A 25,607-nucleotide genomic window follows, 5' to 3' on the forward strand; every position below is an offset into this window, starting at 1 on the left:
GTAATAAATTTGCCAACCTTCAACTATCTTTGCAGGCATGCGCAAGTTAAACATGCAGGAACTGGGCCGCAAAACGGTGGCGGAATTCAAGGCGGCGGACAAAACGCCGCTGGTGCTGGTGCTGGATAACGTGCGGAGCATGCATAACGTGGGTTCCGTGTTTAGAACGGCGGATGCTTTCCTGCTGCAGGGCATTGTGCTCTGCGGGTATACGCCGGTGCCCCCGCACCGGGACATTCAGAAGACCGCCCTCGGCGCCACCGAAACGGTGGAATGGCAATATTTCCCCACCACCACGGAAGCCGTGGCCGCGCTGAAAAATGAAGGATATACCGTCATGGCGATAGAGCAGGCCGCACAAAGCGTGATGCTGGATGCGTTTCGTCCATCCGGCGCGCCGCTGGCGCTCGTGTTCGGCAATGAAGTAAGCGGCGTGGACGCCGAAGTGATGAAGCAGGTGGACGGATGCATCGAAATACCGCAATCCGGCATGAAGCACTCGCTGAATATTTCCGTGAGCACCGGCATTGTGGTGTGGGACCTCTTTTGTAAACTGAAAACCGAAAACTGATCATATGGCATCTGCAACCATCCGGAATTACCTGTCGCTCGTGAAGTTCAGCCACACCATTTTTGCCATGCCCTTTGCGATGATCGGCTTTTTCCTGGCCGTTTCATGGGCGGGGCATTCGTTTAACTGGACGAAGCTGCTGCTGGTAGTGCTTTGCATGGTGTTCGCGCGCAGCGCGGCCATGGCCTTCAACCGCTGGCTGGATGTGGAATTCGACAAGCGCAATCCGCGCACCGCCAAAAGAGAGATCCCTGCCGGCGTGATCTCCGCTTCCAGCGCGCTGTACTTTGTGATCGGCAATGCTTTGCTGTTCATGGCCACCACCTGGTTCATCAACCCGATCTGTTTCTTTTTATCGCCCGTTGCCCTGCTGGTGATCCTCGGATACAGCTATACCAAACGTTTCACCGCGCTGTGCCACCTGGTGCTGGGCGTGGGCCTTTCCCTCGCGCCGATCGGCGCATTCCTGGCCGTTACCGGGTATTTCGCGGTGCTGCCGGTGTTGCTGAGCGTGCTCGTGCTGTGCTGGGTATCCGGCTTTGATATCATTTATGCTTTGCAGGATGAGGAGTTCGATAAATCGCAGCAGCTGCACTCCATTCCCACCTGGCTGGGAAAAGCAGGGGGGCTGCGGTTCTCGGAAGGGCTGCATGTGGTGGCCGCGGCACTGGTGATCGTGATCGGCATCCTCGGCGCTTTCCACTGGCTCTACTGGATCGGCGCGGGCGTGTTCATGCTCATGCTGTTCATGCAGCACCGCCTGGTGAAGCCGAACGACCTTTCCCGCGTGAACCTCGCGTTCATGACCACCAACGGCATTGCCAGCGTGGTGTACGCACTTTTCACCATTGCGGATATGCTCATCTTTTAAATCACACGAATGCCCAGGATACTCGCCATCGACTATGGAAAAAAGCGCACGGGGCTGGCCGTAACAGATCCGCTGAAGATCATCGCCAGCGGCCTTTGCACCATTCCTTCCCATGAGATCATCCCTTATCTCAAAAAATATTTCGCTACCGAGCAGGTAGAGCTGATCCTCATCGGTCTGCCGCGCAACCTGGACGGCAGCGCCACCGACGCTACGGCGCTCGTGGAAGAATGCATCCGCATCCTCAAAAAACATTTCCCGGACATGCCGCTGAAGAAAGTAGACGAACGCTTCACTTCAAAGATGGCCTTTCAAAGCATGATCGACAGCGGGCTGAAGAAGAAAGACCGCCGGAACAAAGGGCTGGTGGACGAGATCAGTGCTACCATCATCCTGCAGGAATACCTGCAGCACAACGCCGGTTGACCGCCTCGCCGGAAATCCCTACTTTTGCATTTTTCCATTCCGATCAATTTAACAGATGATATTATCAATCGTAGCCTACGGCCACCAGGTGCTCAGAGAAAAAAGCAAGGACATCAGCCCCGATTATCCGAACCTGCAGCAGCTGATCGCCAATATGTGGGAAACCATGTATGCCTCCAGCGGCGTGGGCCTGGCAGCTCCCCAGATCAACAAACCTATCCGGCTCTTCGTGGTAGACAGCGAGCAGATCGTCAACAACCTGGAAGAAGATGAAAAAGACGCCTGGCCCGGCGACAAAGGCATCAAATCCGTATTCATCAATGCGCAGATCATTGACACGGAAGGAGAGGAGTGGGCTTACCAGGAAGGCTGCCTTAGCATTCCCAAGATCCGCGAAGACGTATACCGCCCCGAAAAAGTGAAGATCCGGTATATGGACGAGCATTTCAAGGAGCATGAGCGCACCTTTCACGGCATTACGGCCCGCGTGATCTTCCACGAATATGACCACATCGAAGGAAAGCTGTTCATCGACTATCTGAAACCCCTGAAAAAACGGATGTTAAAGGGTAAGCTCGATGATATTTCCAAAGGAAAGATCAAAGTCGATTACAAAATGAACTTCCCCCGCTAAAGACGTTTTTCTTAGGCTTTTATTAACAATTATTAAAAATTAATATGCCTAAGAATTTCATATTGTAAGTATTTTCATTACTTTAGTGCCACATTTTTGGATTACTACATTTGGGAACTGCAAATACATATACTGAAATTGAACTGGTACAGGGCCTCCGGGCCAGAGACCAGCAGATTTTTGGGTACCTGTATGACAATTATGCCCCGGCCCTCTATGGGGTGGTGCTGAAGGTCCTTGGCGACGAAACGGCGGCAGGCGACATTCTACAGGAAGTTTTCGTGAAGATATGGCGCAGTATAGAGCGGTACGATGTAGAGAAGGGGCGCCTTTTCACATGGATGCTCAATATAGCGCGCAACACCGCTATCGATTCCCTCCGGTCCAAATCTCACAAGCTTGATCAGAAAATCCAGGAGCTCGGTAACGACGTATATCAACAGACAAGTCAGTTAACGGTTCATCCCTCCTTTGATCATCTGGGCCTCACGAAGGTGCTGGAAAAGCTCAACAAAGAACAGCGAATCATTATCGATCTTGCATATTACAAAGGTTGCACCCAGGAAGAGATCGCCAGGGTGCTGGATATACCTTTGGGCACAGTGAAAACCAGGATGCGTAATGCCATCATTCAATTGAGGAATATACTAAAACAGGTATAAGCAAAGTGGACGTACAACGTTACATATCATCGGGTATTATTGAAAGCGTCGTGGCCGGGCTGGCTACGGACCCTGAGGTCCGTGAGCTGCAGGCTGCCGTGGAGCAATATCCCGAAGTGAAAGCCGCGGCAGATGCGGCCCAGCAGGATATGGAGCGCTACGTTACCATGCAGTCCGTGCCGCCTCCGGTGGATCTGAAAGACCGTATCTACCAGGCATTGAACAACGAAGCAACGCCCGAAACGGCCCATGCCGGCGGCGCTGCCGCGGAAGAATATGCCGCTTATGAAGAAGAGCCGCGCGAGCCGGTGAGAGTAAGCGTGGCATGGTGCTACATTGCAGCGGCGGTTGCCATCGGGCTGATCGTGAGCATCGTATTCAATGTAACCTACCGCAACAGCCTGAACGAATGGAAAGGCAAGTACGAAGCACTGGTGACGGACCAGCAATCGCTGACCAAACAGAACGAAGTTTTCCAGACCAGGATCGCACAGTCGGAAGAAATGGTGAGCATGCTCAGCAGCCCCAGTGTGAAAAAGGTCATGATGAGCACCACCCGCAGAGACCATCCCGGATCAAAAGCGATCGTTTTCTGGAATGCCTCCTCACAGGAAGTGTACCTCTCCGTTAATAGCCTCCCGGAACCCGCCGCGGATCAGCAATACCAGCTGTGGGCCATCGTGAATAACAGACCCATAGACGCCGGCGTGTTCGACACAGGCGACAAAGCGAAGGGCTTCCAGAAAATGAAAGGCATCGCTACCGCGCAGTATTTTGCTGTAACGCTGGAAAAGAAAGGCGGCAACCCCACGCCAACGCTCACCGCCATGCACGTGATCGGAAAAGTTTCCGGCTGATCTCCGTTTTAATTTAATGTTGTTGCCGGCGTCAGCGCCCTGATGGAACGTCCGTTGCGTCGCACACTTGTACGGCTGTCCGCACATCGGCAAATGGCCTGAACTTTGCTTTTCCTTAACACTGTTTTATTTAAATTTGCCAGATGCGGAAATTCCTGCTCCTGTTATTACTGTCACCCGCTCTGTCCGCCCCGGCGCAGGATACGGCATTGTATAAAGGCATGACTATCAACCTGGATGAAGTGGTCGTGAAAGCAAAGCGTATAGGCTTTGACGTGAACGGCTTCATCAAAAGGGTGGAAGACGACACTACCTTTTACCGCGCATTCAAAAACCTCCGCCTCGTGGGCTTCACCGCGGATAACGACATCCGCATCACCGATAAAAAAGGCGGAAAGACCATCGCTTCGCTCAAAAGCCACACCCGCCAGGTCATGAACGGCAATTGCCGCAGCATGGAGGTGCTCGACGAAAAAACAACCGGAAACTTCTACACGAAAAAAGGTAACTATAACTACTATACGGCGGAGCTGTACGCCAATCTTTTCTTCACCAAAGGCACCGTCTGCGGAGATGGCAGCGGGCATGCCAAAGGCAGCCTCGAACGCCATAAGTCACAACTCAAACAACTGATCTTCAATCCCGGCAAACCCATATCCGGCGTGCCGGTGGTGGGAAGCAAGGTAGCGATATTCGACCGCGATCTCATGCGTTATTATGATTTCTCCATCACCTCCGAAACCTATGCCGGCGGCGCCGACTGCTATGTGTTCAGCGCCACGATCCGTAAGGACCTCGGCAGCATAGACCGCGCGGAAGTGGTCATAGACGAGCTGATCACTTATTTCAATAAAGAAACGATGGAGATCGTGGGGCGGAAATATTCACTGTCTTACAAAACGATGGTCTTCGATTTTAAAGTGCGGATGAACGTGCAGATGACGAAAGCCGGCGACCTGCTGCTCCCCGCGCTGATCACGTATTCCGGCACCTGGAATGTTCCTTTCAAAAAACGGGAAACCGCTGATTTTACGGCGAAGTTTACTGCTTTTGAGCGGTAGCATTGTCCGCCTTATCTGCATTGTGCGGTAAAAGCAGGTAATTTATCTTATCAGGGTAACCGTGCCCTGTTTCTTGTAATACTTCAGGTTCAGCACATCCTCATACTCCACGATCCACACGTAAGTACCCATGTCCGCCGGCGTGCCTTTCACCTTGCCATTCCATGCCACACCGGGATCGGTGGTAAAGAAGATGAACTCGCCCCAGCGGTTATAAATGCTCAGCTTGTATTTGCCCAGCATGCACCGGTAACGGGGCCTGAAAATATCGTTCAGCCCGTCGCCATTAGGCGTGAAGGCCGTGGGGAAGTACATGGAGCAGTTGCAATCCTGGTAATAGATGTTCACGCTGTCCGTTGCGCGGCCGCAGACATTATTGGCCACGATGGCGTATACGCCGGGTTGGGTAACGGTGAATGTGGGGACGGAGGTGCTGTCCTGCCACTTGAAATTCGTTCCCGCTCCGCGCGGCGTCAATACCAGCGTTTCAGCAAAACATAAAGTAGAATCCTCGCCAAGCGTTACCCGCAGCGTATCCTGGAAGTCCACACGGATCGTATCAAATTCCACGCAGCGCCCGATCTGTACCCGCACGCTGTAATACCCCGTGCTGTCCACATGATACGTCGCCTGGTCGGAGCCGTCCTGCCAGAGGTAATTGCCGGTGCCGTGGTCGGCGGACAGCACAAGGAAGTTCGGATAGCAGAGCGTGGTATCGTTGCCGAGGCTGAAATCCCGCAGGCGGCTGTATTGCACGCCGATGGTATCCAGCACGTCGCAAATGCCGTTGATGGTCACAAACACCGCGAAATCCCCGTTCCTGTTCACGGTCACGCGCGGCACGGTAGGCCCGTGCGTCCACTGGTAGGCGGTGGCTTCGGGGCGGAATGCGTCCAGCAGCACGGTTTCACCGGGACAAAGCAATGTATCGGGGCCAAGACTGAACGGGTAAGGCGTGCCGGTGAAATTGATCGTCACCTGGTCCGTGTACGTGCCGCAACCCGCTACGGTGGCTTCTACGGTATAGGTGCCGCCCGGATCAGTGGCTACGATAGTGGGACTGGTTTCGCCGGTGTTCCAGATATAGGTGGCGTTCTGGGCCGTGGCGTCCAGCGTCAGCAGTTCACCGGTGCACATGGTGCGGTCAGGGCCGAGATCGATGTCAGGGATCGGGGAGTAGAATACGTTCACCGAATCGTTGATGCGGCAGCCATTGACCGCTACTTTATACGTGCCCATTTCTGTAACGGTGAACTCGTGTGTGCCCGGCACGGTATCTTCGAGGTAGTACCAGGTGTAGGTGGCGCCGGGGATCTCGGGCACGGTGAGCACGGTGGTGGCGTTCTCGCAAAGCGTCAAATCCCGGGGCCCCATGTCATACACCACCGGGTCTACGATATCGATGGTAGTGGTGGTAATATCTTCCACGCCGCCGCGGTACACTTTCAGCGTAATGGTATAAGTGCCGGCCGTTCCGTAATAATAGGCAGCGCCTTCAATGCGGTCGGAAGAATCTGCCTCCACCGCCGGAGGATCAATGAAATACCATTTTACCGAATCGATGGTGGTGATATCGTCTGTGATGATAAATTTTACGGAATCATTGGAGCAGGTGGTATTGTAAGTAAAATTGGTCAGTAAAGGGCGTAGTCCGGCTGCTTTTGAGCTATAGGATGTCATCAGCAGGAGAACCAGGATAAGTGCTGGAAGCGAGGTCAGGCTTTTCTTCGGAACCATGGTGGCACTAAATTAATAGAAATATTGATATGTAGAATGTTTTTAATAAAATAATTAATGGGGATTTAAAGCACGGGGAACTGATCAACCTGATTAAAAACGGAGGGGGATCAACAATAGTATCCGGCGGTTAAAAAAAATGCTGTTAGCACAGCAAAGAGAGGTGCGGACTGTGGTGGCGCCCGCAACGTGCGCAGTCTCGCCACAGATCGCCGGCAGCGTACGCAGCCTCACCACAGATCGCCGGTATCCGCTGCGCAATGAATTTTCAATCATCCTCCCGGCGTTTGTACCTCCTCCACTTTTCCAGCACGGCGGTAAAATCGGCGGGCAATTCACTTTCAAACATCATCGGCTGGCGCGTGCGCGGATGAATGAACCCCAACGTCTGCGCGTGCAGCGCATGACGCGGCATGATCTCGAAGCAGTTGTCTACAAACTGTTTATATTTCGCGAAGATGGTGCCTTTCACAATGCGGTCGCCGCCGTAAGTATCGTCGTTGAAAAGGGAATGCCCGATGTGCTGCATGTGCACCCTGATCTGGTGCGTACGGCCGGTTTCCAGCTTGCAGGCGATGAGGGTCACGTAGTTGAAGCGTTCCAGCACCTCGTAATGCGTGATCGCTTCCTTGCCATGCTCTCCGTCCGGGTAAGCGTCCATGATCTTGCGGAACCGCTGGTGGCGGCCCACATGGGCGATCACCGTGCCTTCCTCTTCCTCGAAATCTCCCCATACCAGGGCCATGTACCGGCGTTGCACGGTATGATCGAAGAACTGCTTCGCCAGGTCGGTCATCGCTTTTTCGGATTTAGCCACTACCAGCAGGCCGCTGGTATTTTTATCGATGCGGTGCACCAGCCCGAAGCGGGGAATGGCGGGCTCGGTGGCTTTTTCCTTGTCATCGCCGAGATGCCATGCCAGTGCGTTCACGAGGGTGCCGTTGGGGTTTCCGCAACCGGGATGCACCACCATGCCCGGTGGCTTGTTGATGATCATGATGTCCTCATCTTCATACACGATGTTCAGCGGAATATTTTCCGGTATGATCTCCGTGCTGTCCGGGCTTTTGGTGGAATACACGATGAGGCGGTCCAGCGGGCGCACCTTGTAGTTGGACTTCACGGGCTTGTCGTTCACCAGCACCATGCCGGCTTCGATGGCGTGCTGCACCTTGCTGCGGGTAGCGCCTTCAATACGGTGCTGGATGAACTTGTCGATGCGCAGGGGCTCCTGGCCCTTGTCCACCACCAGGTTCACCCTTTCGTACAGTTCCTCGCTGCCTTCGCCGTTGTCCAGCTCATCTTCCAGTTCCTGCAATTGGTCGTCGCTCATCGGTAAAAATTTTTGCAAAGATAGCTTATAGTTATCTTTGCAGACGAATGAAACAGCAGATCAGGGTCAATGATATAGGACTGGCGCCGTACCAGGCTGCCTGGGACTACCAGGAACGGTTATTACAGGAGAGTCTGCAAAGGAAGGCCGCCCTGCGTAACGGCGCGGCGGAAGGGGCGATTCGCCCTGCCCATCACCTGCTTTTTTGCGAGCATCCGCCCGTATATACATTAGGCAAAAGCGGCCAGCAGGAACACCTGCTGATCAACCGTGTGCAGCTGGAAGAAAAAGGCATCCAGTTCGCGCAGACCAACAGGGGCGGGGATATTACCTTTCATGGGCCGGGACAGATCGTGGGTTACCCGATCATAGACCTGGAGCAGTTCTTTACGGACATCGGGAAATACCTGCGTTTCCTGGAGGAAGTGATCATCCGTGTGCTGGCGGATTACGGCCTGCAGGGCGCGCGCTCCAAAGGTGAAACGGGCGTGTGGCTGGAGCCGGACGTGCCGGGCCGCGCCAGGAAGATCTGCGCGATGGGCGTGCGGTGCAGCCGCTGGGTGACCATGCATGGTTTCGCCATCAACATCAATACGGATATGAATTATTTCGATCATATCGTGGCCTGCGGTATTGCGGACAAAGCGGTGACTTCCCTGCAGCAGGAATTGGGGAGGGCAGTTCCTTTAGAGGAAGTGAAAGGGAAGATCAGCCGGTATTTTGGCGAGGTGTTCGATGCGGAGATGATTACGACCGGTAATTCAACGGAATATACAGATTCCACTTCTCCAGCAGCTTCCCGTTCTCATAGATCTCAAAATTGAACCAGCCGGCATGCATGAAAATCGCCTTTTCCAGTATCAGGAAAGGTTCTACAACCTGCTCCACCTCAAACAGAAAAGTGCCGCTCGGTTCAAAGAATTTCACATTGTATTTTTTCTTCGGCGCTTCCGGTAAACGGATGTTCACATTGCCGTCTGCCGTCGTGTAGATGTAGTTGGACGGCTTCCAGGGTATCACTTCTTCTTTGGAGGGATTCAGGTTGGCGATGTCGCTGGCGCTCAGTTTAGCACCGGCGTTGATCGTTGAATCCGCCACCGCCAGCACCGTTTTGCTGTACAGGTAACGGTTGTTGTTCATGAGGATGAACAGGCGGTAATAGTTCCTTCCAGGCAACGGTTTATTGTCCAGGTAGGCATTACGGCTGCTGCCGGGATTGGAAGCGTATCCGATGGTGGTGAAGTTCAGCACGCTGTCCAGCGAGCGCTGAATACCGATCTGCACGGCGTTCGGGAAACCGGATATCCATTCCAGCTGGATCTTTCCCGTCTGGATCAATGCTGAAAAGTCCGGCAATACCGGCGGCGTATATTCCTGTGCCTTTGCGGCGCCGGATGCGATGGATAATATAACGATGATAATAAGGTTTCTGACAATCTGCTTCATACAGTAAATCCGTTCTCTTAGTTGGCGAAAGTACAAATATACGTTGCCGCGCTTTAAAAGCATAGAACGCCGGGGGGCAAAGAATCATTGCCCTGCAATCCGCCGGAATGGATGAGCAGCAAACGGCTGTTGGGCGGGAAGTAGGATTGTTCCAGCAGTTGTTGCACGGCGGATACCATTTTCCCGGTATACACCTGGTCTGTGGGGATGCCGGTTTGCCGGTAGAAATCGTTCATGGCGGCGAACAGCCGGGGGCTGGTCTTGCCGTAACCGCCTTCGTGGAATTGATGGAGGATGGTCCAGTTGCTTGTTTCGGGGGAAGTGAGTAGCGCTTGTGTTTCTTCGTACAGGGAGGTGGCGTTTTTGAGGACGGAGATGCCGGTGACCGGACGTTCCGTTGCATTTACCAGCCCCGCAAGCATGGTTCCCGTGCCCACCGCGCAAATGATATGTGAAAAGCCCATTGTATCGGCGAGCGACAATATTTCCCCGCAACCTTTTGCCCCAAGGGCATTATGCCCGCCTTCCGGTATCATATAAGCATCCGGGAAAGCGCTTGCATCCTTCAGCCGGTAGGCTTCCCGGCTCACGAACACCAGTTCCATGCCGAGGCTGGCCGCGCGTTGCAGCGTGTGGCTGAGCACCGCGGGTTTTTCGCCCCGGATGATGCCCGTGCAGGGGATGCCCCGCATTTCGCAGGCCGCCGCTGTGGCTATGATATGATTGGAGTAAGCGCCGCCGAAAGTGACCACCGGTCTGCCTGCCGCGGCTTCCAGGTTGTATTTCAGCTTGAACCACTTGTTGCCGGAAACGACGGGATGAATACGGTCCAGACGCAACGTGGCCGCCTGTATGTCCGCAGGCAGCCATGTTGTATGAAAAGGTTGCAATATTTCCTCAGTAGAAAAGCGCATTCCGCAAGTTAATGCTTTGTTTGCCTTTCAGCCCGGCGGTGACTTGCAGGGTTTGATCGCCGCCCACATCAAAGTAAGATACGCGGATGCGGTGGAATCCTTTTCGCAGGGGTATCAGCGCGCTTTTGGCGGTGGGCGCATGCTCCCCGTCGTTGTCCACCACTACTTCGTCACCGATCATCAGCATGGAGCCGTCATCTGAATTGGTAGTGAACTCGTACAGGCCATCCTGGTCTATTTTGATATAGCCGTCGAAACGCACGCCGAAAGCAGGTTTCGCGATGAACGGACGAATGGAGAAAGACGGCATCACGCCCGTAGTATCCGCTTTGCCGCTGATGTTCTTCGCGCTGCTGAAGCTGCGGTAGAATGCTTCGAAGCGGAGGCCCGGTGTGGAAGGATGTACATTCGCCGCGGTCTTATAACTCTTACGGGTATACGTAGCGGTATGCACCCGGCTTTGCCTTCCCGATGCGGTGATCACGAGGCATTTCACCACAACGGTGCCGTTGGCGGGCGGTGTTACGATGAACGGTCTTGTATATTTCGGGCTGCTGGCCGTGGGCTCGCTGCCGTTCGTGGTATAGCGGATGGTAGCGCCTTTTACCGGCGCTTTCAGTGCTACGGTGGTGTTGGCGCCGGTGATCACCATGTCTTCCAGGCCAATAGGGGCCGGGATGCGGAAAGCCACATCGCGTTCATCCAGCGCGGCGAGCGCGGTAGGCAGTTTGGAAGTGAATTTTGCATAGTTCTTTTTACGCGCCGGGCTCCAGGTGATCTCGGACAGCGCGAGTGCGCGCGGCCAGGTGAAATAGTCCACTTTCTCCGGGTTGGGCAGGTATTCGGACCACACGTTCCCCTGCACGCCCTTGATATATTTTTGTTCCTCCGGCGTGAGGGAAGCGGGGTAAGGCTCGTAGCTGTACACCTTTTCCAGCGGGAGGTATCCGCCAATGCCCACCGGTTCCCCGGCGGGATCGGCCTGGTGGTAGTCGAGGTAGAGGTACGTGTTGGGCGTCATGATCACATCGTGCTTTTGCTTTGCCGCCGCGATGCCGCCGTTCTCGCCGCGCCAGCTCATCACGGTGGCGTTGGGAGCAAGGCCGCCTTCCAGTATCTCATCCCAGCCGATGATGCGGCGGCCTTTGGTGGCGAGGAATTTTTCCATCCGCTGAATGAAATAGCTCTGCAGCTCGTGTTCATCTTTCAGGCCGAGGGCCTTGATACGCGCCTGGCACTTCGGGCAGGCTTTCCAGCGGTCTTTCGGGCATTCATCTCCCCCGATATGAATGTACTCGCCGGGGAAAAGCGGGAGCACTTCTTCCAGCACATCCTCCAGAAAAGAAAATACAGAATCGTTCCCCGCGCAATACACTTCTTTATGTACGCCCCATTTGGTGGATACTTCATACGGACCGCCGGTACACCCGAGGTAAGGATATGCCGCCAGCGCCGCCTGCGCATGGCCCGGCATTTCAATCTCCGGTATCACGGTGATATGCCGCGCTTTGGCATAGGCTACCACGTCTTTCACTTCTTCCTGGGTGTAGAACCCGCCGTAGGGCGTACCGTCCTGCTTGTTGTCACGCCCGTGGCCCACCGGTGTGGAAGCGCGCCGGGAAGCGATGGATTGCAGCTTCGGATATTTTTTGATCTCGATGCGCCAGCCCTGGTCTTCCGTCAGATGCCAGTGAAAGCGGTTGAGCTTGTAATGGGCCATCACGTCGATGAATTTTTTGATGTAATCCACCGGGTAAAGATAGCGGCCTACGTCCAGCATCAGCCCGCGATAGGCAAAGCGCGGTTCGTCCTTGATGAGCACACCGGGCACGGAGATCTTGTTCTTTACAACGCCATGCAGCAGCTGCTCAAGGGTTTGTACGCCGTAGAACAGGCCGGCAGCGCGCCCCTGCAGCACAATCTTGTTTCTTGCCACTGTCAGCTGATATCCTTCTTTGGGCAATACCTTGTCTTCTGAAAATATCAGCGCGCTGTTGCGCATGGTGCCCTCCTGCAAAGAGAAGCCGTAGTTAGCCCGCAGGAAAACGTTGAACAGCTTCGCTGCTTCAGCGGCATCGTCGCTGTTGGAAAAGAATTTTGTCTGAGGAGTGATCAGTACTTGTCCGGCTAAAGTCTGCACAGAAGAAGGTTCCGGTATAACAGCGATCACCGGCTGCGATTGCTGCGCAGCGCCTGTTAAAAAGGTGAGCGCGGCAACCGCACATAGGAGCGTTTTTTTCATAAAATATCGATATATAGAATAATTATCCGTTTAGTCCGCCTTTTCCGCGGTACAGCTTCACGGGCTTATCCAGCTTCAGTTCCAGCACGGTCATATATTCATCCTGCACATTGGCCGGCACCGGGATGTAAACAAGCCCCGGCACAGGGCTCCAGGATATCTTGCCTACGATCTTGTGCGTGAGCTTCGTTCCGTTGCCTACAACGGTGATATCCTTTATTTTGTTATCCAGCCCTTTTACCATGATCTGTCCGCTTACGTTGCCTGGAAGAAAAAGATAGAGGGTGGTGGAGTCTTTAGACATTGTGGTAGGCCCGTAAAAATGCCCCTGCGGGATGCCCGCCACCGTGTTGAAGATCGCGTTGGCATGTTTGCGGTTCCATTTGCCTAGCCCCTGCAGCACATGCACCTGCTGCGGCGGAATGGTGCCGTCCGCTTTCGGGCCGATGTCCAGCAGCATGTTGCCGCCGTTGCTGATGGCGTCCGCAAAGATGGTGATCACTTCATAGGGTGTTTTCCAGTTGGTATCTGCGGGCTGGTAACCCCAGTTGTTATTGATGGTCATGCAGAGCTCCCACCAGTGGAACTGCGGACGCACCACAGGGAAATTCTGTTCCGGTGTATCATAATCGCCATAACCCGTGAGGCGGCCGTTGATGATGGTATTGGGGTTGTGGCCGGTGAGCATTTTGCGCACTTTTTCCGCTTCCCATTCTTCCGCGCTGTGTTCCCAGTCGCCATCGAACCACCATAGATCGGGATTGAATTTCGTCATCACTTCCGCCATCTGGCCCTGGTAGAATTTTTTAAATTTCTCCCATCGCTGCGGCTGCTCCGCGATCTTGTAGCGCGAGCTGTCTTTCAGGAATCCCGGGTAATCCGGCGAGCTCCAGTCCAGCAGCGAAAAGTAAGCGCCCGCCTTGATGCCGTTCTTCCGCAAAGCGGTGAACAGGGGAGCGAGCACGTCTCTTTTGGCCGGTGTGCTTTTCACCGTGCTGAGTTTGTTGAATTTCGTGTTCCAGAGCGCAACGCCGTCGTGATGCTTGGTGGTGACCACCGCGTACCGCGCGCCGGAGGCTTTGATGAGATCAGCCCAGGCCTGCGGATCATATCGTTCCGCGGTAAAGCCTTTCAGCTGGTCCATATAATCGGGATAAGATATTTTTTTGTTGTAGAAGCTCCAGCTTTCGTCCACTCCTTTCACGGCATAAATGCCCCAATGGATGAAGATGCCGAGCTTGGCGTCTGCAAACCATTGCATTTTAGACCGGATCTGCTCCGGGTCTGTTTTCTGCTGAGCCTGCGCGGACTGCATGCAATGCAGTACCATGGCTCCTGCCACTATCCACCTTTTCATCATTTTAAACAAATTTTTATATCAATAAAGAGTATACAATAAACTACTTAAAAAAGTATAGTCTGAACAGTTAAAATTGTTCACTTTTACCCCCGGTCGATGCGGACATATGGGAAGAATGCGCAAGGATAAGCAAAAAATAAAAGTCCGGGGAAAAATTTAATGATTAAATTTAGCCCCCGATATTAATTCGTGTGAAATTTATAAACTAATATCAACAAATGCAACCGACATTATTGATCCTGGCGGCGGGAATGGCCAGCCGGTACGGAAGTCTGAAACAGATCCAAAAGTTTGGCCCCAGCGGAGAAACTATTATTGACTATTCAATTTATGATGCTATCCGCGCGGGTTTTGGCAAGATCGTATTTATTATCCGCGAGAACTTCGCGGAAGAGTTCAAGGAGATATTTGAGCCCAAGCTGAAAGGAAGAGTGGAAACGGCTTATGTATTCCAGGACATCAATGCATTCGTGAACGGGCATGAAGTGCCGGCGGACCGCACCAAGCCCTGGGGCACCGCGCATGCCGTAATGTGCGCCAAAGACGCGATCAACGAGCCTTTTGCGGTGATCAACGCGGACGATTTCTATGGCCGCGACGCTTTCGAAAAAATGGCGGCATTTCTGCAAAATGAGTGTAACGACAAAACATACAGCCTCGTAGGGTATGAGCTGGGCAAAACAGTGAGCGAGCACGGCTCCGTTTCCCGCGGCGTATGCGCGGTAGACAGCAACAGCAACCTGACCGGCATCAACGAAAGAACAAAGATCTCCCTGGAGAACGGCAAGATCGTAGCGGATGAAGGCGATACCAAGCTGGAACTTGCTCCCGAAACGCCGGTATCCATGAACTTCTTCGGCTTCGCGCCTTCCGTGTTCGGCATCAGCGAAAAACTGTTCGATCAGTTCCTCGCGCAGAACGCTTCCAATCCGAAATCAGAATTTTTCATTCCCCTCGTGGCCGACCAGTTCATCAGCAAAGGCATGGGCGAGATCAAAGTGCTGCCCACCAGCGCACAATGGTTCGGCGTAACGTATAAAGAAGATGCGCCGGGCGTACAGGCCAGCTTATCCGCATTGGTGAATAAAGGAGAATATCCTGATAATCTCTGGAAGTAATGGTGAACAAGGAAATCCTGGATGCTTTCGGGGTCGCCACAGCGGAGTCCGATATTAAAAAATTCGGAAGCGGGCATATCAACAACACCTTCCTGTTGAATGGCGTGGACGGCAAAAAGTACATCCTGCAAAGGATCAATACCTATGTCTTTAAAGAGCCGGAAGTGATCGCCCGCAATCTGCGGCTGGCGGCGAGCTACCTTGCCGAACATCACCCGGACTACCTTTTCATCACGCCCGTGACCACGGTAAACGGGGAAGACCTGTTCCATTATAAGGACGAATACTGGCGGATGGTCCCGTTCATTCCATCGTCCACTTCCGTAGACCAGGCCGATACGCCGAAGCAGGCGTATGAAGCCGCGAAGCAGTTCGGAAGGATGGCGCGCTTCCTGCATGGCATCGACCTGCATGAATTCAAAGCCACCATCCCCAATTTCCACAACCTCACCCTGCGTTACGCCGCCTTCCAGGAAGCGATCCGCACGGCAAAGGAGGAACGCAAGCAGTTCGCGGAATCCCTGGTGGAACAGTTCCTGAACCACTCCGGCATTGCGGTGACCTTCGAAAAGCTGAAGACGGCCCCTGACTTCACAGACCGGCTCATGCATCATGATACGAAGATCAACAATGTGCTGCTGAACAAGGATACTTACGAAGGCATTTGCGTATGCGACCTGGATACGCTGATGCCCGGCAAGATCATCTCCGACCTGGGAGATATGGTGCGCACCTATGTGAGCCCCGTATCTGAAGAGGAAAGGGATTTCAGCCGGATAGCAGTAAGGGAGGATTATTACGAAGCCCTCATGAAAGGCTACCTCTCCGAAGTAGGCAGCACGCTGACGGACACCGAACGGAAACACCTGTTCTACGCCGGTCAGTTCATGATCTACATGCAAGGCATCCGCTTCCTGACAGACTATCTGAACGGGGACGTATATTATCCCATCAAGTATCCCGAGCACAACTATAACCGTGCAAAGAACCAGCTCACGCTGCTGGAACGCCTGATGGAAAAGGAACCACAACTACAACAGGTCATCGATGATTGCCTGAAAAACTAACAAAAAGGGCTGTACGGAGATCGTGCAGCCCTTTTTTCTGTCAGACGCCGCTGAACAGGAACCATAGATATCCCTGAATTGTTAGAATTTTTTCAATCCGGTATTTGTTTATTTCGATATTTTCAAAAAATGCCTTTCTATTTGATTTTTCTCAAAAAATTACTTTCCCTGTTGTTTTTTATTCAATACAGAAATACATTTGTACCGATCAACTACAATTGAATACGAATCTCCATGTGGTTAAACAAGGATAATAACAAGATCAGTCACATTGTGCCGCAGCTCAACTGGGCTATCACATTAGTCGTGATCGTCGTTGTCATTATCAGCCGCCAGCCGATTGGAGGATAAAAGCGTGTATAATAACAACAAGAAATAGAACGCCTTCCTCCATCAGGAAGGCTTTTTTTATGTGCAAATTCCAATTATATGTATAGCTATTACAACGAAAACACGATTATTTACTTTGATGGAGCTTATGTAAAAGCTTCGGAAGCCAAAATTGACCTGTACGGTCAGTCGCTGCATTATGGATACGCGGTATTTGAAGGCATCCGCGCCTACAAGACCGCCAGTGGGGAAGTGAAGGTATTCAAGGCGAAGGAGCACTTCGACCGCTTCAAGCGCTCCTGCGAGCTGATCCACATCCCCTACAACTTCAACAACGAAGAGCTGGTAAAAGCTTGCTATAAAGTGCTGGAGATGAACAACCTGGAGGAAGCGTACATCCGTCCCCTCGCGTTCTGCCCGCCGAACATGACATTGAAAGCCGCTTCTGAAACGCATGTGATGATCTGCGCATGGGAATGGGGCGCGTACCTCGGCGAAAAGCTGCTGCGCGTGATGACCTCTTCCTATCAGCGTCCGAACCCCAAGGCGTTCAAGATCGAATCCAAATCCGCCGGCCTGTACGTGAATTCCATCCTGGCTTCACAGGAAGCCAAGGAGAAAGGTTTCGACGAAGCGCTGCTGCTGGACATCAACGGCAACGTGGGAGAAGGCCCCGGCGCCAACATCTTCTTTGAAAAAGACGGCAAGATCTTCACACCGCCGCCGGGCAACATTCTGCCGGGCATCACCCGCGCTACCGTGATCGAGATCTGCCAGGAGCTGAATATTCCCCTGGAAGAGAAGCTGTTCACTACCGACGAGCTGAAGAAAGCGGACGCTGTATTCTACTGCGGTACCGCCGCGGAGATCGTTGGATGGGATTCCCTGGACAACCAGACCTTCGGCAAGCCTTTCGGTGAGTCCCTGGGCAAAGTGATCCAGCAGGCGTATAAAGCGAAAGTACTGGAGAAAGAATTCAAACGTGAGGCCATTCCGGCCTGATATTGAATGGGGTGATGAGATGTGGCGGCCTGCCCGCCGGGTACCATCACCCCCTTTTTTTACCCGTTGAATGGCGTAAACACATTTCCACGTAAGCCCCTGACACAGCGGGTTTGGGTCATTCAGCACACCTTTTGAAGACCGGGAACGGGCAAATTATAGGTTTGGACATTGAGGCACTCCCGAGATAACTTGTACAATAATTAAAAAATTCCCGGTAATAACCGGCCGAACTATGGAGTTGAATAAATACAGCAAAACGATCACGCAAGACCCTACACAGCCCGCCGCCCAGGCCATGCTGTACGGAATAGGACTGACGGAGGAAGACCTGAAAAAAGCACAGGTAGGCGTTGTGAGCATGGGCTACGACGGTAATACCTGCAACATGCACCTGAACGATCTCGCAAAGACCGTGAAGAAAGGCGTATGGGATAACGGCCTGGTGGGCCTTATTTTCAACACGATCGGCGTGAGCGACGGTATCAGCAACGGTACCGACGGCATGCGCTATTCCCTCGTCAGCCGTGATATTATTGCCGACTCCATTGAAGCGGTTTGCGGCGCGCAATATTATGATGCGCTCGTTACCGTGCCGGGCTGCGACAAGAACATGCCCGGCTCCCTGATCGCGATGGGCCGCCTGAACCGCCCCGCCATCATGGTATACGGCGGATCGATCGCACCGGGAAAATATAAAGGACAGGACCTGAACATCATCTCCGCATTTGAAGCGCTCGGCCAGAAGCTCGCCGGCAATCTCGATGAAGGCGATTTCAAAGGCATTGTACAGCATTCCTGCCCCGGAGCAGGCGCCTGCGGCGGGATGTACACGGCCAACACCATGAGCTCCGCCATTGAAGCGCTCGGCATGAGCCTTCCATATAGCTCTTCCAACCCCGCTACCAGCGAAGACAAACAGAAAGAATGCCTCGAAGCCGGCAAATACATCCGTTTGCTCCTCGAAAAAGATATCAAGCCGAAAGACATCATGACCTTCAAGGCATTTGAAAATGCCATTACCGTGGTGATGGCGCTCGGCGGCAGCACCAACGCAGTGCTGCACTTCATCGCCATCGCCAAATCCGTGGGTGTGAACATCACTAATGAGGATTTTCAGCGGTTGAGCGATAAAACCCCGCTGCTGGCGGACCTGAAGCCAAGCGGCAAATACATGATGGAAGACCTCCACAACATCGGCGGAGTACCTTTGGTCATGAAATACCTCCTGCAAAAAGGAATGCTGCATGGTGACTGCCTCACCGTGACCGGCAAAACCCTCGCGGAGAACCTGGCATCCGTGCCCGACATCGATTTTACGAAACAAGACATCATATTTCCGCTGGAGCAGCCGCTCAAAGCAACCGGTCACATCCAGATACTTTACGGCAACCTGGCTGAAAAAGGATCTGTGGCAAAGATCACCGGCAAGGAAGGAGAGAAGTTCACCGGCCCCGCCCGTGTATTCGACGGGGAATTTGAACTGATCAAAGGCATTCAGTCCGGCCGCGTAAAAGCCGGCGACGTAGTGGTGATCCGCTACGTGGGGCCGAAAGGCGGCCCCGGTATGCCGGAAATGCTGAAGCCTACTTCCGCTATCATGGGTGCGGGCCTTGGCAAGAATGTGGCGCTGATCACCGACGGCCGCTTTTCCGGCGGCACGCACGGCTTCGTCGTCGGGCACATTGTGCCGGAAGCCTTTGAAGGCGGCACCATCGCCGTCGTCAGGGACGATGACACCATCGAGATCGACGCGGTCAACAATGTGATCAAAGTGCATGTATCAGACGAAGAGATCGCAGCCCGCAAAGCCGCCTGGAAACAGCCGGCCCTGAAAGCCACGAACGGAATATTATTCAAATACGCAAAACAAGTAAAAAATGCAACAGAAGGATGTGTTACCGATGAAGACTGAAGAGTCTGACAAGCGGCCCACCGCTGCACCCGCCGAGATCATCACCGGCGCTGAAGCTGTGATCCGGTCACTGATTGCAGAAGGCGTGGATACCATATTCGGTTATCCCGGCGGCGCCATTATGCCTATTTATGATGCCCTGTACGATTTCCAGGATAAAGTCCATCATATATTGGTCCGTCACGAGCAGGGCGCAACGCATGCCGCGCAGGGTTATGCGCGCGCCAGCGGGAAAGTGGGCGTGGCCTTCGCCACCTCCGGCCCCGGCGCTACCAACCTGGTGACAGGGCTCGCGGACGCTCACATGGATTCTACCCCGATGGTCTGCATCACCGGCCAGGTAGCCGCCGCGCTGCTCGGAACGGATGCATTCCAGGAAACGGACGTGATCGGCATTACCATGCCCATCACCAAGTGGAACATCCAGGTGACAAGGCCGGAAGATATTCCCGGCGCCATCGCCAAGGCATTCTACATCGCCCGCAACGGCCGCCCGGGACCGGTGCTGGTGGATATCACCAAGAACGCACAATTCGGCAAGCTCGATTTCCAGTATAAAGCCTGTGAACATATCCGCAGCTACCAGCCCGTTCCGCAATTGAAGCAGGATGCGATCGCCGCCGCGGTAGAGTTGATCAACAACGCCAAAAAGCCTTACATCCTTTGCGGCCACGGCGTACTGATCGCCGGCGCGGAGAAACTGCTGATAGAAATGGCGGAGAAAGCGCAGATACCCATCGCTTCCACGCTGCTCGGCCTGTCCGCCGTACCGGTAGATCATCCCTGCTATGTAGGCTACCTGGGCATGCACGGGAACTATGGCCCGAACATCAATACGAATGAATGCGATGTGCTGATCGCCATCGGCATGCGCTTCGACGACCGTATCACCGGCGACGTGAACACATATGCGCGCCAGGCGAAAGTGGTCCACATCGAAATAGATAAAGCGGAGATCAACAAGATCATTCCCGCGGACGTAGCGGTGCACGCGGATGCGAAAGCAGCCTTGGAAGCCATGCTGCCGCTGGTAAAACCCGCGAAGCATGAAGAATGGCTGCAATCCTTCAAGGAAGCGGACAAACAGGAATATGAAAAAGTCCAGCACAACGAGCTGTACCCGAAAGAAGGCATGCTGAAGATGGCGGAAGTGGTGCGCATCATCTCCGAACAGACCGAAGGCAGGGCCATCCTTGTAACGGACGTTGGACAGCACCAGATGGTAGCATCCCGCTACTACCGCTTTAAAGACCCGAACACCAATATCACCAGCGGCGGCATGGGTACAATGGGCTTCTCCCTGCCGGCAGCTATGGGCGCTAAAGTAGGCGCTCCCGAAAGGGAAGTGGTGGCCGTTATCGGTGATGGCTGCTTCCAGATGACGCTGCAGGAGCTGGGCACCATCTATCAATCCGAGATCGGGGTGAAGATCGTGATCCTGAACAACAACTTCCTGGGCATGGTGCGCCAGTGGCAGCAACTGTTCTTCGACAAGCGCTACTCATCCACCGAAATGATCAACCCTGACTTCGTGCAGATCGCCAAAGGTTTCTACGTACCGGGCCGCAAGGTCAGCGAGCGCTCCGAGATAGAAGCCGCCGTGAAAGAAATGCTGGATACCAAAGGCGCTTACCTGCTGGAGGTAGTGGTAGAGCAGGAAGACAACGTATTCCCGATGGTACCCGCCGGTGCGCCGATCTCATCGATCCGCCTCGAGTAGTTCATTATCCTTAATCGAATCAACATGCAAAAAGAATATACCGTAACGGTGTACACGGAAGACCGGATCGGCATCACGAACCGTATCTCCGTGATCTTCACCCGCAGGGGCATCAACATCACCAGCCTTACCACGGCCGAAACCGAGATAGCCGGGGTGTACAAGTTCATCATCACCGTACTGTCCGAAAGGGAAAGGCTGGAAAAAGTGGTGGGACAGATAGAAAAGCTCATCGAAATTCACCGTGCATTTGTGCATGATGAAGATGAAGTGGTGTACCAGGAGCTGGCATTGTACAAGATCTCCACGAAAAGCCTGCACAACGGCGACATCGAAAAGATCATCCGCGACAACAATGCGCGCATTCTCACCATCACCGCCGATTATTTCGTGCTGGAAAAAACAGGCCATCAGCAGGAGCTGATCGCCATGCTCGAAAAACTGGAGCCATATGGCCTCATAGAATATTCCAAAAGCGGCCGCGTTGCGATCGTGAAATGGAGCCGCCGTTTCCACGAACATCTCAAAGACCTTTCGCTGATTGAAGCGGATAATCTGAAAGACTGATACGGCGCAAACTTTTAACCTTAGACTTTTAACAACTCTTTAAAAAAAACACGATCAAAACATGGCAACCATCAATTTTGGCGGGGTACTGGAAGAAGTAGTAACCAGAGAAGAATTCCCCATGGAAAAAGCAAGAGAAGTTCTCAAGAACGAAACAATTGCTATCATTGGTTACGGCGTTCAAGGTCCCGGTCAGGCGCTGAATCTGAAAGACAACGGATTCAACGTGATCATCGGCCAGCGTAAAAATTCCAAGACCTGGGACAAGGCGGTAGCAGACGGCTGGGTGCCGGGCGAAACCCTGTTCGAGATAGAGGAAGCTGCACAAAAAGGAACGATCATCCAGTACCTGCTCTCCGACGCGGGTCAGATCACCCTGTGGCCTACCCTGAAGCCTTTCCTCACCAAAGGTAAAGCGCTGTATTTCTCTCACGGCTTTGGTATCACTTATAAAGAACAGACCAATATCATTCCTCCGGCAGACGTAGACGTGATCCTGGTAGCTCCCAAAGGCTCCGGCACTTCCCTCCGCAGGCTGTTCCTGGCAGGCCAGGGGCTGAACTCCAGCTTCGCCATCTTCCAGGACGCTACCGGCAAAGCACGTGACCGCGTGATCGCACTCGGCATCGGCGTTGGCTCCGGCTACCTGTTCGAAACTGATTTCAAGAAAGAAGTATTCTCCGACCTCACCGGCGAACGCGGCTCCCTGATGGGCGCTATCCAGGGTATCTTTGCGGCACAGTACCAGACTCTGCGTAACAACGGTCACTCTCCGTCCGAAGCATTCAACGAAACCGTTGAAGAGCTGACCCAATCCCTGATGCCGCTGGTAGCAGAGAACGGAATGGACTGGATGTACGCCAACTGCTCTACCACTGCTCAACGCGGTGCGCTGGACTGGTGGAAGAAATTCAAGGAAGCTACCCAGCCTGTATTCGACGAGCTGTACGCCAGCGTAGCGGCAGGTAAGGAAGCAGAGCGCTCTATCTCCTCCAACAGCCAGGCGGATTACCGCGACAAGCTGAACAAGGAGCTGGAAGAGCTGCGTAACAGCGAAATGTGGCAGGCAGGCGCCGCAGTGCGTAAGCTGCGCCCCGGCAAATAAGCAATTCAGTAAAAAATAAAAGAAAGAAAAAATGAAGATTGGCGTTGGTTTTGGAGGCATTTGTCGAATTAGGATCAGCCGCTGATTTTCGTTTTTTCTTTTTTTATTTTTTAACTAACCGATCATGTCTGAAGTTATCAACAACATCCAACCAGCCAACATAAAAGCAGCCGCAGAAAGGCTGCGCTCCGTAGTAATCCGTACCCCGCTCACGTACAACGCCAACCTGTCCCGCCGCTATCATTGCGACGTATACCTGAAACGCGAGGACATGCAGGTGGTGCGTTCCTACAAGCTCCGCGGCGCTTACAACCTGATGAGCAGCCTGGACAAAAAAAGTTTAGCCAACGGCGTTACCTGTGCCAGTGCCGGCAACCACGCCCAGGGATTCGCCTATTCCTGCCGGCTCCTGAACGTGAAAGGTGTGGTGTTCATGCCCATTATCACACCCAAGCAGAAAGTGAACCAGGTGAAAATGTTCGGTGGTGACAACATTGAGATACGCCTCGTGGGCGATACGTTCGATGATTGCTCCATAGAAGCGCAGGCTTTTACCGCCGCTCATAATATGACCTTCATTCCGCCTTTTGATGATCTGAAGATCATTGAGGGACAGGGAACCGTAGCCCTGGAAATACTGGAAGAGCAGCCCGAAGTGGATTACCTGTTCGTACCCGTAGGCGGCGGTGGCCTGGCCTCCGGTGTAGGCACGTATTTCCGCACTTACAGTCCGCATACGAAGATGATCGGCATTGAACCCGAAGGCGCCCCCTCCATGCTGAAAGCCCTGGAAAACGGCGCCCCCGTTACGCTCCCCGAGATCGACCGCTTCATAGACGGCGCCGCCGTAAAGCGCGTAGGTGCATTAACGTATGAAATATGCAAAGATGTGCTGGACAAAATGAGCCTCGTACCCGAAGGCCGCGTTTGCTCCACCATCCTCCGGTTATACAACGAAGATGCCATTGTGGTGGAACCCGCCGGCGCACTCTCCATTGCCGCGCTGGACGATTTTGCCGAAGAGATCAAAGGAAAGAAAGTGGTGTGTGTAGTGAGCGGCAGCAATAATGATATCGACCGGATGCAGGAGATCAAGGAACGCTCCCTGCTGTATGAAGGACTGAAACATTATTTCATCGTGCGGTTTGCGCAACGCCCCGGCGCGCTGAAAGAATTTGTGAACCACGTGCTCGGCCCGAGTGATGACATTACCCGCTTTGAGTTCATCCAGAAACACAACAAGGAAACCGGCCCCGCGCTGGTGGGAATAGAGCTGAAGAACCGCGAGGACTATGATGTGCTGCTGGAAAACATGCGCCGGTACAATGTGCATTATACGGAATTGAACAAGCACGATGATCTATTCGGTTACCTGGTATAGCGAACCGTCAGTTATAGAATTGAAGGCTGTTTCCCTTGTGGAAACGGCCTTTTTATCTGGCCGGCCTGCCGGATATGCCACGGGAAAAATTCCCTAATTTCGGTGCATGTTAAGCTACTGGGAAAAGCAAAGCCTCCTGCATTACGACTGCATCATCCTCGGCAGTGGCATCGTGGGCCTGTCCACCGCCATCAGCCTGAAGGAAAAAGCGCCCCGCAAACGGATACTCGTGCTGGAACGGGGACTGTTGCCCACCGGCGCCAGTACAAAAAATGCCGGATTTGCATGCATCGGCAGCCTGACGGAGATACTGGACGATCTGGAGCATATGACGCCCGAAGAAGTAGTAGCGCTTGTGCAGCTGCGGCGTAAAGGCTTGCAGCTCCTGCGCAGCCGCATCGGCGACGACCGCATGCAGTACCGCGAGAACGGCAGCTACGAACTGATCAGCGAAATAGAAATGCCGGCATTGCAGCGGCTGGACGAGGTGAACGCCCTGCTGTCCGGCATCCTGCCCGGCCCCGCATTTTCCATGGCGGACGAGCGGCTGGCAAGTTTCGGTTTTAACGGAACTTACGTGAAGTCGCTTGTTAAAAATAATTACGAAGGAGAACTGCATACCGGGATGATGATGCGAACGCTGATCGATGTGGCGATTGAAAGGGGAATAGAGATAAAAACCGGTTGTAATGTGGCGTGGATAGATGAAACGGGGAAAGGAGCGGAGGTGTATGTGGCATCTGCCGGCGCGCGCCTGGAACCTCATGCCGCCGCAAATGAAGCCGGCATCACCTTCACCGCCTCCCAGGCTGCCGTCTGCACCAACGCCTTCGCACAAACCCTGCTGCCTGAAGTGAACGTCACCCCCGGCCGCGGCCAGGTGCTGATCACCTCCGCCGTAAAAGGGCTCCCCTTCAAAGGCGTATTTCATTTCGATAAAGGATATTACTATTTCCGCGAGCTGAACGGCCGCGTGCTCTTCGGCGGCGGCCGCAATATGGACGTGGCCGGCGAAACCACCACCAGCATCGCGCTGCAGGAAAGCATCCAGCAAAACCTCGAAGAAAAGCTCCGCACCCTCATCCTCCCGCACCACCCCTTCACTATCGAAGACCGCTGGGCAGGCATCATGGCCTTCGGCCCCACAAAGCAACCCCTTGTGCAGCCGCATTCAGACCATATCTTCTTCGCCGTACGGATGGGCGGAATGGGCGTGGCCATCGGCTCCGAGATCGGCCGGCAGCTCGCCGCCATGATGCTGCAGAACGCCTCCTAAACTATCCTGTCA

General features: G+C 53.7%; 23 protein-coding genes. 17 read left to right on the forward strand and 6 right to left on the reverse strand.

Going from position 1 to position 25,607, the window contains the following annotated elements; translation table 11 throughout:
* Positions 1 to 37 precede the first annotated feature (37 nt).
* The 7 genes from CCY01nite_RS13820 to CCY01nite_RS13850 all read left to right on the forward strand — a co-directional run bounded on the left by CCY01nite_RS13820 (position 38) and on the right by CCY01nite_RS13850 (position 5,082).
* Positions 38 to 571, forward strand: a complete 534-nt coding sequence (locus CCY01nite_RS13820) for an RNA methyltransferase (RefSeq protein ID WP_246129931.1) — start codon at positions 38 to 40, stop codon at positions 569 to 571.
* 4 nt (positions 572 to 575) lie between these two features.
* Positions 576 to 1,442, forward strand: a complete 867-nt coding sequence (locus CCY01nite_RS13825) for a UbiA-like polyprenyltransferase (protein ID WP_146862563.1) — start codon at positions 576 to 578, stop codon at positions 1,440 to 1,442.
* Between the two features lie 9 nt (positions 1,443 to 1,451).
* Positions 1,452 to 1,868, forward strand: a complete 417-nt coding sequence (ruvX, locus tag CCY01nite_RS13830) for a Holliday junction resolvase RuvX (RefSeq protein ID WP_146862567.1) — start codon at positions 1,452 to 1,454, stop codon at positions 1,866 to 1,868.
* A 55-nt stretch (positions 1,869 to 1,923) separates the two neighbouring features.
* Positions 1,924 to 2,502 (forward strand): peptide deformylase, encoded by a 579-nt coding sequence (gene def / locus CCY01nite_RS13835; RefSeq protein WP_146862570.1) that lies wholly within the window; start codon positions 1,924 to 1,926, stop codon positions 2,500 to 2,502.
* 110 nt (positions 2,503 to 2,612) lie between these two features.
* Entirely contained in the window at positions 2,613 to 3,164 is a 552-nt protein-coding gene (locus CCY01nite_RS13840) for an RNA polymerase sigma factor (protein ID WP_146862573.1), read from the forward strand.
* A 5-nt stretch (positions 3,165 to 3,169) separates the two neighbouring features.
* Positions 3,170 to 4,021 carry an anti-sigma factor gene (locus CCY01nite_RS13845; RefSeq protein ID WP_146862576.1) on the forward strand — a complete coding sequence of 284 codons (852 nt, stop codon included), beginning with the start codon at positions 3,170 to 3,172 and terminating at the stop codon, positions 4,019 to 4,021.
* 143 nt (positions 4,022 to 4,164) lie between these two features.
* On the forward strand, positions 4,165 to 5,082 hold the full coding sequence (locus CCY01nite_RS13850) for a hypothetical protein (RefSeq protein ID WP_146862579.1): 918 nt from the start codon (positions 4,165 to 4,167) through the stop codon (positions 5,080 to 5,082).
* 42 nt (positions 5,083 to 5,124) lie between these two features.
* On the opposite strand, the gene CCY01nite_RS13855 is transcribed toward CCY01nite_RS13850, so the two are convergent.
* Both CCY01nite_RS13855 and CCY01nite_RS13860 read right to left on the reverse strand, forming a co-directional pair.
* Entirely contained in the window at positions 5,125 to 6,819 is a 1,695-nt protein-coding gene (locus CCY01nite_RS13855) for a T9SS type B sorting domain-containing protein (protein ID WP_146862582.1), read from the reverse strand.
* Positions 6,820 to 7,087: 268 nt separating this feature from the next.
* The gene (locus tag CCY01nite_RS13860) at positions 7,088 to 8,152 is read right to left on the reverse strand and encodes an RluA family pseudouridine synthase (protein WP_146862585.1); all 1,065 of its coding nucleotides are present in this window, start codon (positions 8,150 to 8,152) and stop codon (positions 7,088 to 7,090) included.
* A gap of 47 nt (positions 8,153 to 8,199) precedes the next feature.
* Between CCY01nite_RS13860 and lipB the strand changes: the two genes are divergently transcribed.
* Complete coding sequence (gene lipB, locus CCY01nite_RS13865; RefSeq protein WP_146862588.1) at positions 8,200 to 8,976, forward strand: lipoyl(octanoyl) transferase LipB; 777 nt, start codon at positions 8,200 to 8,202, stop codon at positions 8,974 to 8,976.
* Here lipB and CCY01nite_RS13870 read toward each other — a convergent pair.
* From CCY01nite_RS13870 to CCY01nite_RS13885, 4 genes are read right to left on the reverse strand one after another with little or no spacing between them, the layout of a single operon-like run.
* Positions 8,900 to 9,598, reverse strand: coding sequence for a hypothetical protein (locus CCY01nite_RS13870; RefSeq protein ID WP_146862591.1), 699 nt, complete (start codon positions 9,596 to 9,598; stop codon positions 8,900 to 8,902). The two genes, lipB and CCY01nite_RS13870, sit on opposite strands and share 77 nt — an antisense overlap.
* A 53-nt stretch (positions 9,599 to 9,651) precedes the next feature.
* Positions 9,652 to 10,512: a 1-aminocyclopropane-1-carboxylate deaminase/D-cysteine desulfhydrase gene (locus CCY01nite_RS13875; RefSeq protein ID WP_146862594.1), complete on the reverse strand. Its 861-nt coding sequence runs from the start codon at positions 10,510 to 10,512 to the stop codon at positions 9,652 to 9,654.
* Positions 10,496 to 12,754: a family 20 glycosylhydrolase gene (locus tag CCY01nite_RS13880; RefSeq protein WP_146862597.1), complete on the reverse strand. Its 2,259-nt coding sequence runs from the start codon at positions 12,752 to 12,754 to the stop codon at positions 10,496 to 10,498. The genes CCY01nite_RS13875 and CCY01nite_RS13880 overlap by 17 nt, the downstream gene beginning before the upstream one ends.
* 22 nt (positions 12,755 to 12,776) lie before the next feature.
* Entirely contained in the window at positions 12,777 to 14,114 is a 1,338-nt protein-coding gene (locus tag CCY01nite_RS13885; RefSeq protein WP_246129932.1) for an alpha-L-fucosidase, read from the reverse strand.
* A gap of 218 nt (positions 14,115 to 14,332) precedes the next feature.
* On the opposite strand from CCY01nite_RS13885, the gene CCY01nite_RS13890 reads away from it, so the two are divergent.
* The 9 genes from CCY01nite_RS13890 (at position 14,333) to CCY01nite_RS13930 (ending at position 25,595) form a co-directional block, all read left to right on the forward strand.
* Positions 14,333 to 15,232: a nucleotidyltransferase family protein gene (locus CCY01nite_RS13890; protein ID WP_146862602.1), complete on the forward strand. Its 900-nt coding sequence runs from the start codon at positions 14,333 to 14,335 to the stop codon at positions 15,230 to 15,232.
* The gene (locus tag CCY01nite_RS13895) at positions 15,232 to 16,299 is read left to right on the forward strand and encodes a phosphotransferase enzyme family protein (protein ID WP_146862605.1); all 1,068 of its coding nucleotides are present in this window, start codon (positions 15,232 to 15,234) and stop codon (positions 16,297 to 16,299) included. Before CCY01nite_RS13890 ends, CCY01nite_RS13895 begins: the two co-directional genes overlap by 1 nt.
* Before the next feature lie 429 nt (positions 16,300 to 16,728).
* A complete protein-coding gene (locus tag CCY01nite_RS13900) occupies positions 16,729 to 17,631 on the forward strand; it encodes a branched-chain amino acid transaminase (RefSeq protein WP_146862608.1) in 903 nt (300 codons plus the stop codon).
* Between the two features lie 235 nt (positions 17,632 to 17,866).
* Positions 17,867 to 19,546: a dihydroxy-acid dehydratase gene (ilvD, locus tag CCY01nite_RS13905; RefSeq protein WP_146862611.1), complete on the forward strand. Its 1,680-nt coding sequence runs from the start codon at positions 17,867 to 17,869 to the stop codon at positions 19,544 to 19,546.
* Positions 19,512 to 21,266, forward strand: a complete 1,755-nt coding sequence (ilvB, locus tag CCY01nite_RS13910; protein WP_307726081.1) for a biosynthetic-type acetolactate synthase large subunit — start codon at positions 19,512 to 19,514, stop codon at positions 21,264 to 21,266. Before ilvD ends, ilvB begins: the two co-directional genes overlap by 35 nt.
* Positions 21,267 to 21,290: 24 nt before the next feature.
* Complete coding sequence (gene ilvN / locus CCY01nite_RS13915) at positions 21,291 to 21,833, forward strand: acetolactate synthase small subunit (RefSeq protein WP_146862614.1); 543 nt, start codon at positions 21,291 to 21,293, stop codon at positions 21,831 to 21,833.
* Between the two features lie 61 nt (positions 21,834 to 21,894).
* The gene (ilvC, locus tag CCY01nite_RS13920; protein WP_146862617.1) at positions 21,895 to 22,938 is read left to right on the forward strand and encodes a ketol-acid reductoisomerase; all 1,044 of its coding nucleotides are present in this window, start codon (positions 21,895 to 21,897) and stop codon (positions 22,936 to 22,938) included.
* 124 nt (positions 22,939 to 23,062) lie between these two features.
* A complete protein-coding gene (gene ilvA, locus CCY01nite_RS13925; protein ID WP_146862620.1) occupies positions 23,063 to 24,319 on the forward strand; it encodes a threonine ammonia-lyase in 1,257 nt (418 codons plus the stop codon).
* Positions 24,320 to 24,425: 106 nt separating this feature from the next.
* Entirely contained in the window at positions 24,426 to 25,595 is a 1,170-nt protein-coding gene (locus CCY01nite_RS13930) for an NAD(P)/FAD-dependent oxidoreductase (RefSeq protein ID WP_146862622.1), read from the forward strand.
* Positions 25,596 to 25,607: the final 12 nt, after the last annotated feature.

Origin of the sequence: Chitinophaga cymbidii, assembly GCF_007992715.1 — a bacterium.
Taxonomy (GTDB): domain Bacteria; phylum Bacteroidota; class Bacteroidia; order Chitinophagales; family Chitinophagaceae; genus Chitinophaga; species Chitinophaga cymbidii.

What these genes read in the sequence shown, in the direction of transcription:
- ilvB (WP_307726081.1), top strand. Translation starts at nt 19,512, where the DNA reads ATGCAACAGAAGGATGTGTTACCGATGAAGACTGAAGAGTCTGACAAG.
- CCY01nite_RS13820 (WP_246129931.1), top strand. Translation starts at nt 38, where the DNA reads ATGCGCAAGTTAAACATGCAGGAACTGGGCCGCAAAACGGTGGCGGAA.
- ruvX (WP_146862567.1), top strand. Translation starts at nt 1,452, where the DNA reads ATGCCCAGGATACTCGCCATCGACTATGGAAAAAAGCGCACGGGGCTG.
- lipB (WP_146862588.1), top strand. Translation starts at nt 8,200, where the DNA reads ATGAAACAGCAGATCAGGGTCAATGATATAGGACTGGCGCCGTACCAG.
- CCY01nite_RS13870 (WP_146862591.1), bottom strand. Translation starts at nt 9,598, where the DNA reads ATGAAGCAGATTGTCAGAAACCTTATTATCATCGTTATATTATCCATC.
- CCY01nite_RS13825 (WP_146862563.1), top strand. Translation starts at nt 576, where the DNA reads ATGGCATCTGCAACCATCCGGAATTACCTGTCGCTCGTGAAGTTCAGC.
- CCY01nite_RS13900 (WP_146862608.1), top strand. Translation starts at nt 16,729, where the DNA reads ATGTATAGCTATTACAACGAAAACACGATTATTTACTTTGATGGAGCT.
- def (WP_146862570.1), top strand. Translation starts at nt 1,924, where the DNA reads ATGATATTATCAATCGTAGCCTACGGCCACCAGGTGCTCAGAGAAAAA.
- ilvA (WP_146862620.1), top strand. Translation starts at nt 23,063, where the DNA reads ATGTCTGAAGTTATCAACAACATCCAACCAGCCAACATAAAAGCAGCC.
- ilvC (WP_146862617.1), top strand. Translation starts at nt 21,895, where the DNA reads ATGGCAACCATCAATTTTGGCGGGGTACTGGAAGAAGTAGTAACCAGA.
- ilvD (WP_146862611.1), top strand. Translation starts at nt 17,867, where the DNA reads ATGGAGTTGAATAAATACAGCAAAACGATCACGCAAGACCCTACACAG.
- CCY01nite_RS13880 (WP_146862597.1), bottom strand. Translation starts at nt 12,754, where the DNA reads ATGAAAAAAACGCTCCTATGTGCGGTTGCCGCGCTCACCTTTTTAACA.
- CCY01nite_RS13895 (WP_146862605.1), top strand. Translation starts at nt 15,232, where the DNA reads ATGGTGAACAAGGAAATCCTGGATGCTTTCGGGGTCGCCACAGCGGAG.
- CCY01nite_RS13885 (WP_246129932.1), bottom strand. Translation starts at nt 14,114, where the DNA reads ATGATGAAAAGGTGGATAGTGGCAGGAGCCATGGTACTGCATTGCATG.
- CCY01nite_RS13875 (WP_146862594.1), bottom strand. Translation starts at nt 10,512, where the DNA reads ATGCGCTTTTCTACTGAGGAAATATTGCAACCTTTTCATACAACATGG.
- CCY01nite_RS13860 (WP_146862585.1), bottom strand. Translation starts at nt 8,152, where the DNA reads ATGAGCGACGACCAATTGCAGGAACTGGAAGATGAGCTGGACAACGGC.
- CCY01nite_RS13855 (WP_146862582.1), bottom strand. Translation starts at nt 6,819, where the DNA reads ATGGTTCCGAAGAAAAGCCTGACCTCGCTTCCAGCACTTATCCTGGTT.
- ilvN (WP_146862614.1), top strand. Translation starts at nt 21,291, where the DNA reads ATGCAAAAAGAATATACCGTAACGGTGTACACGGAAGACCGGATCGGC.
- CCY01nite_RS13890 (WP_146862602.1), top strand. Translation starts at nt 14,333, where the DNA reads ATGCAACCGACATTATTGATCCTGGCGGCGGGAATGGCCAGCCGGTAC.
- CCY01nite_RS13850 (WP_146862579.1), top strand. Translation starts at nt 4,165, where the DNA reads ATGCGGAAATTCCTGCTCCTGTTATTACTGTCACCCGCTCTGTCCGCC.
- CCY01nite_RS13930 (WP_146862622.1), top strand. Translation starts at nt 24,426, where the DNA reads ATGTTAAGCTACTGGGAAAAGCAAAGCCTCCTGCATTACGACTGCATC.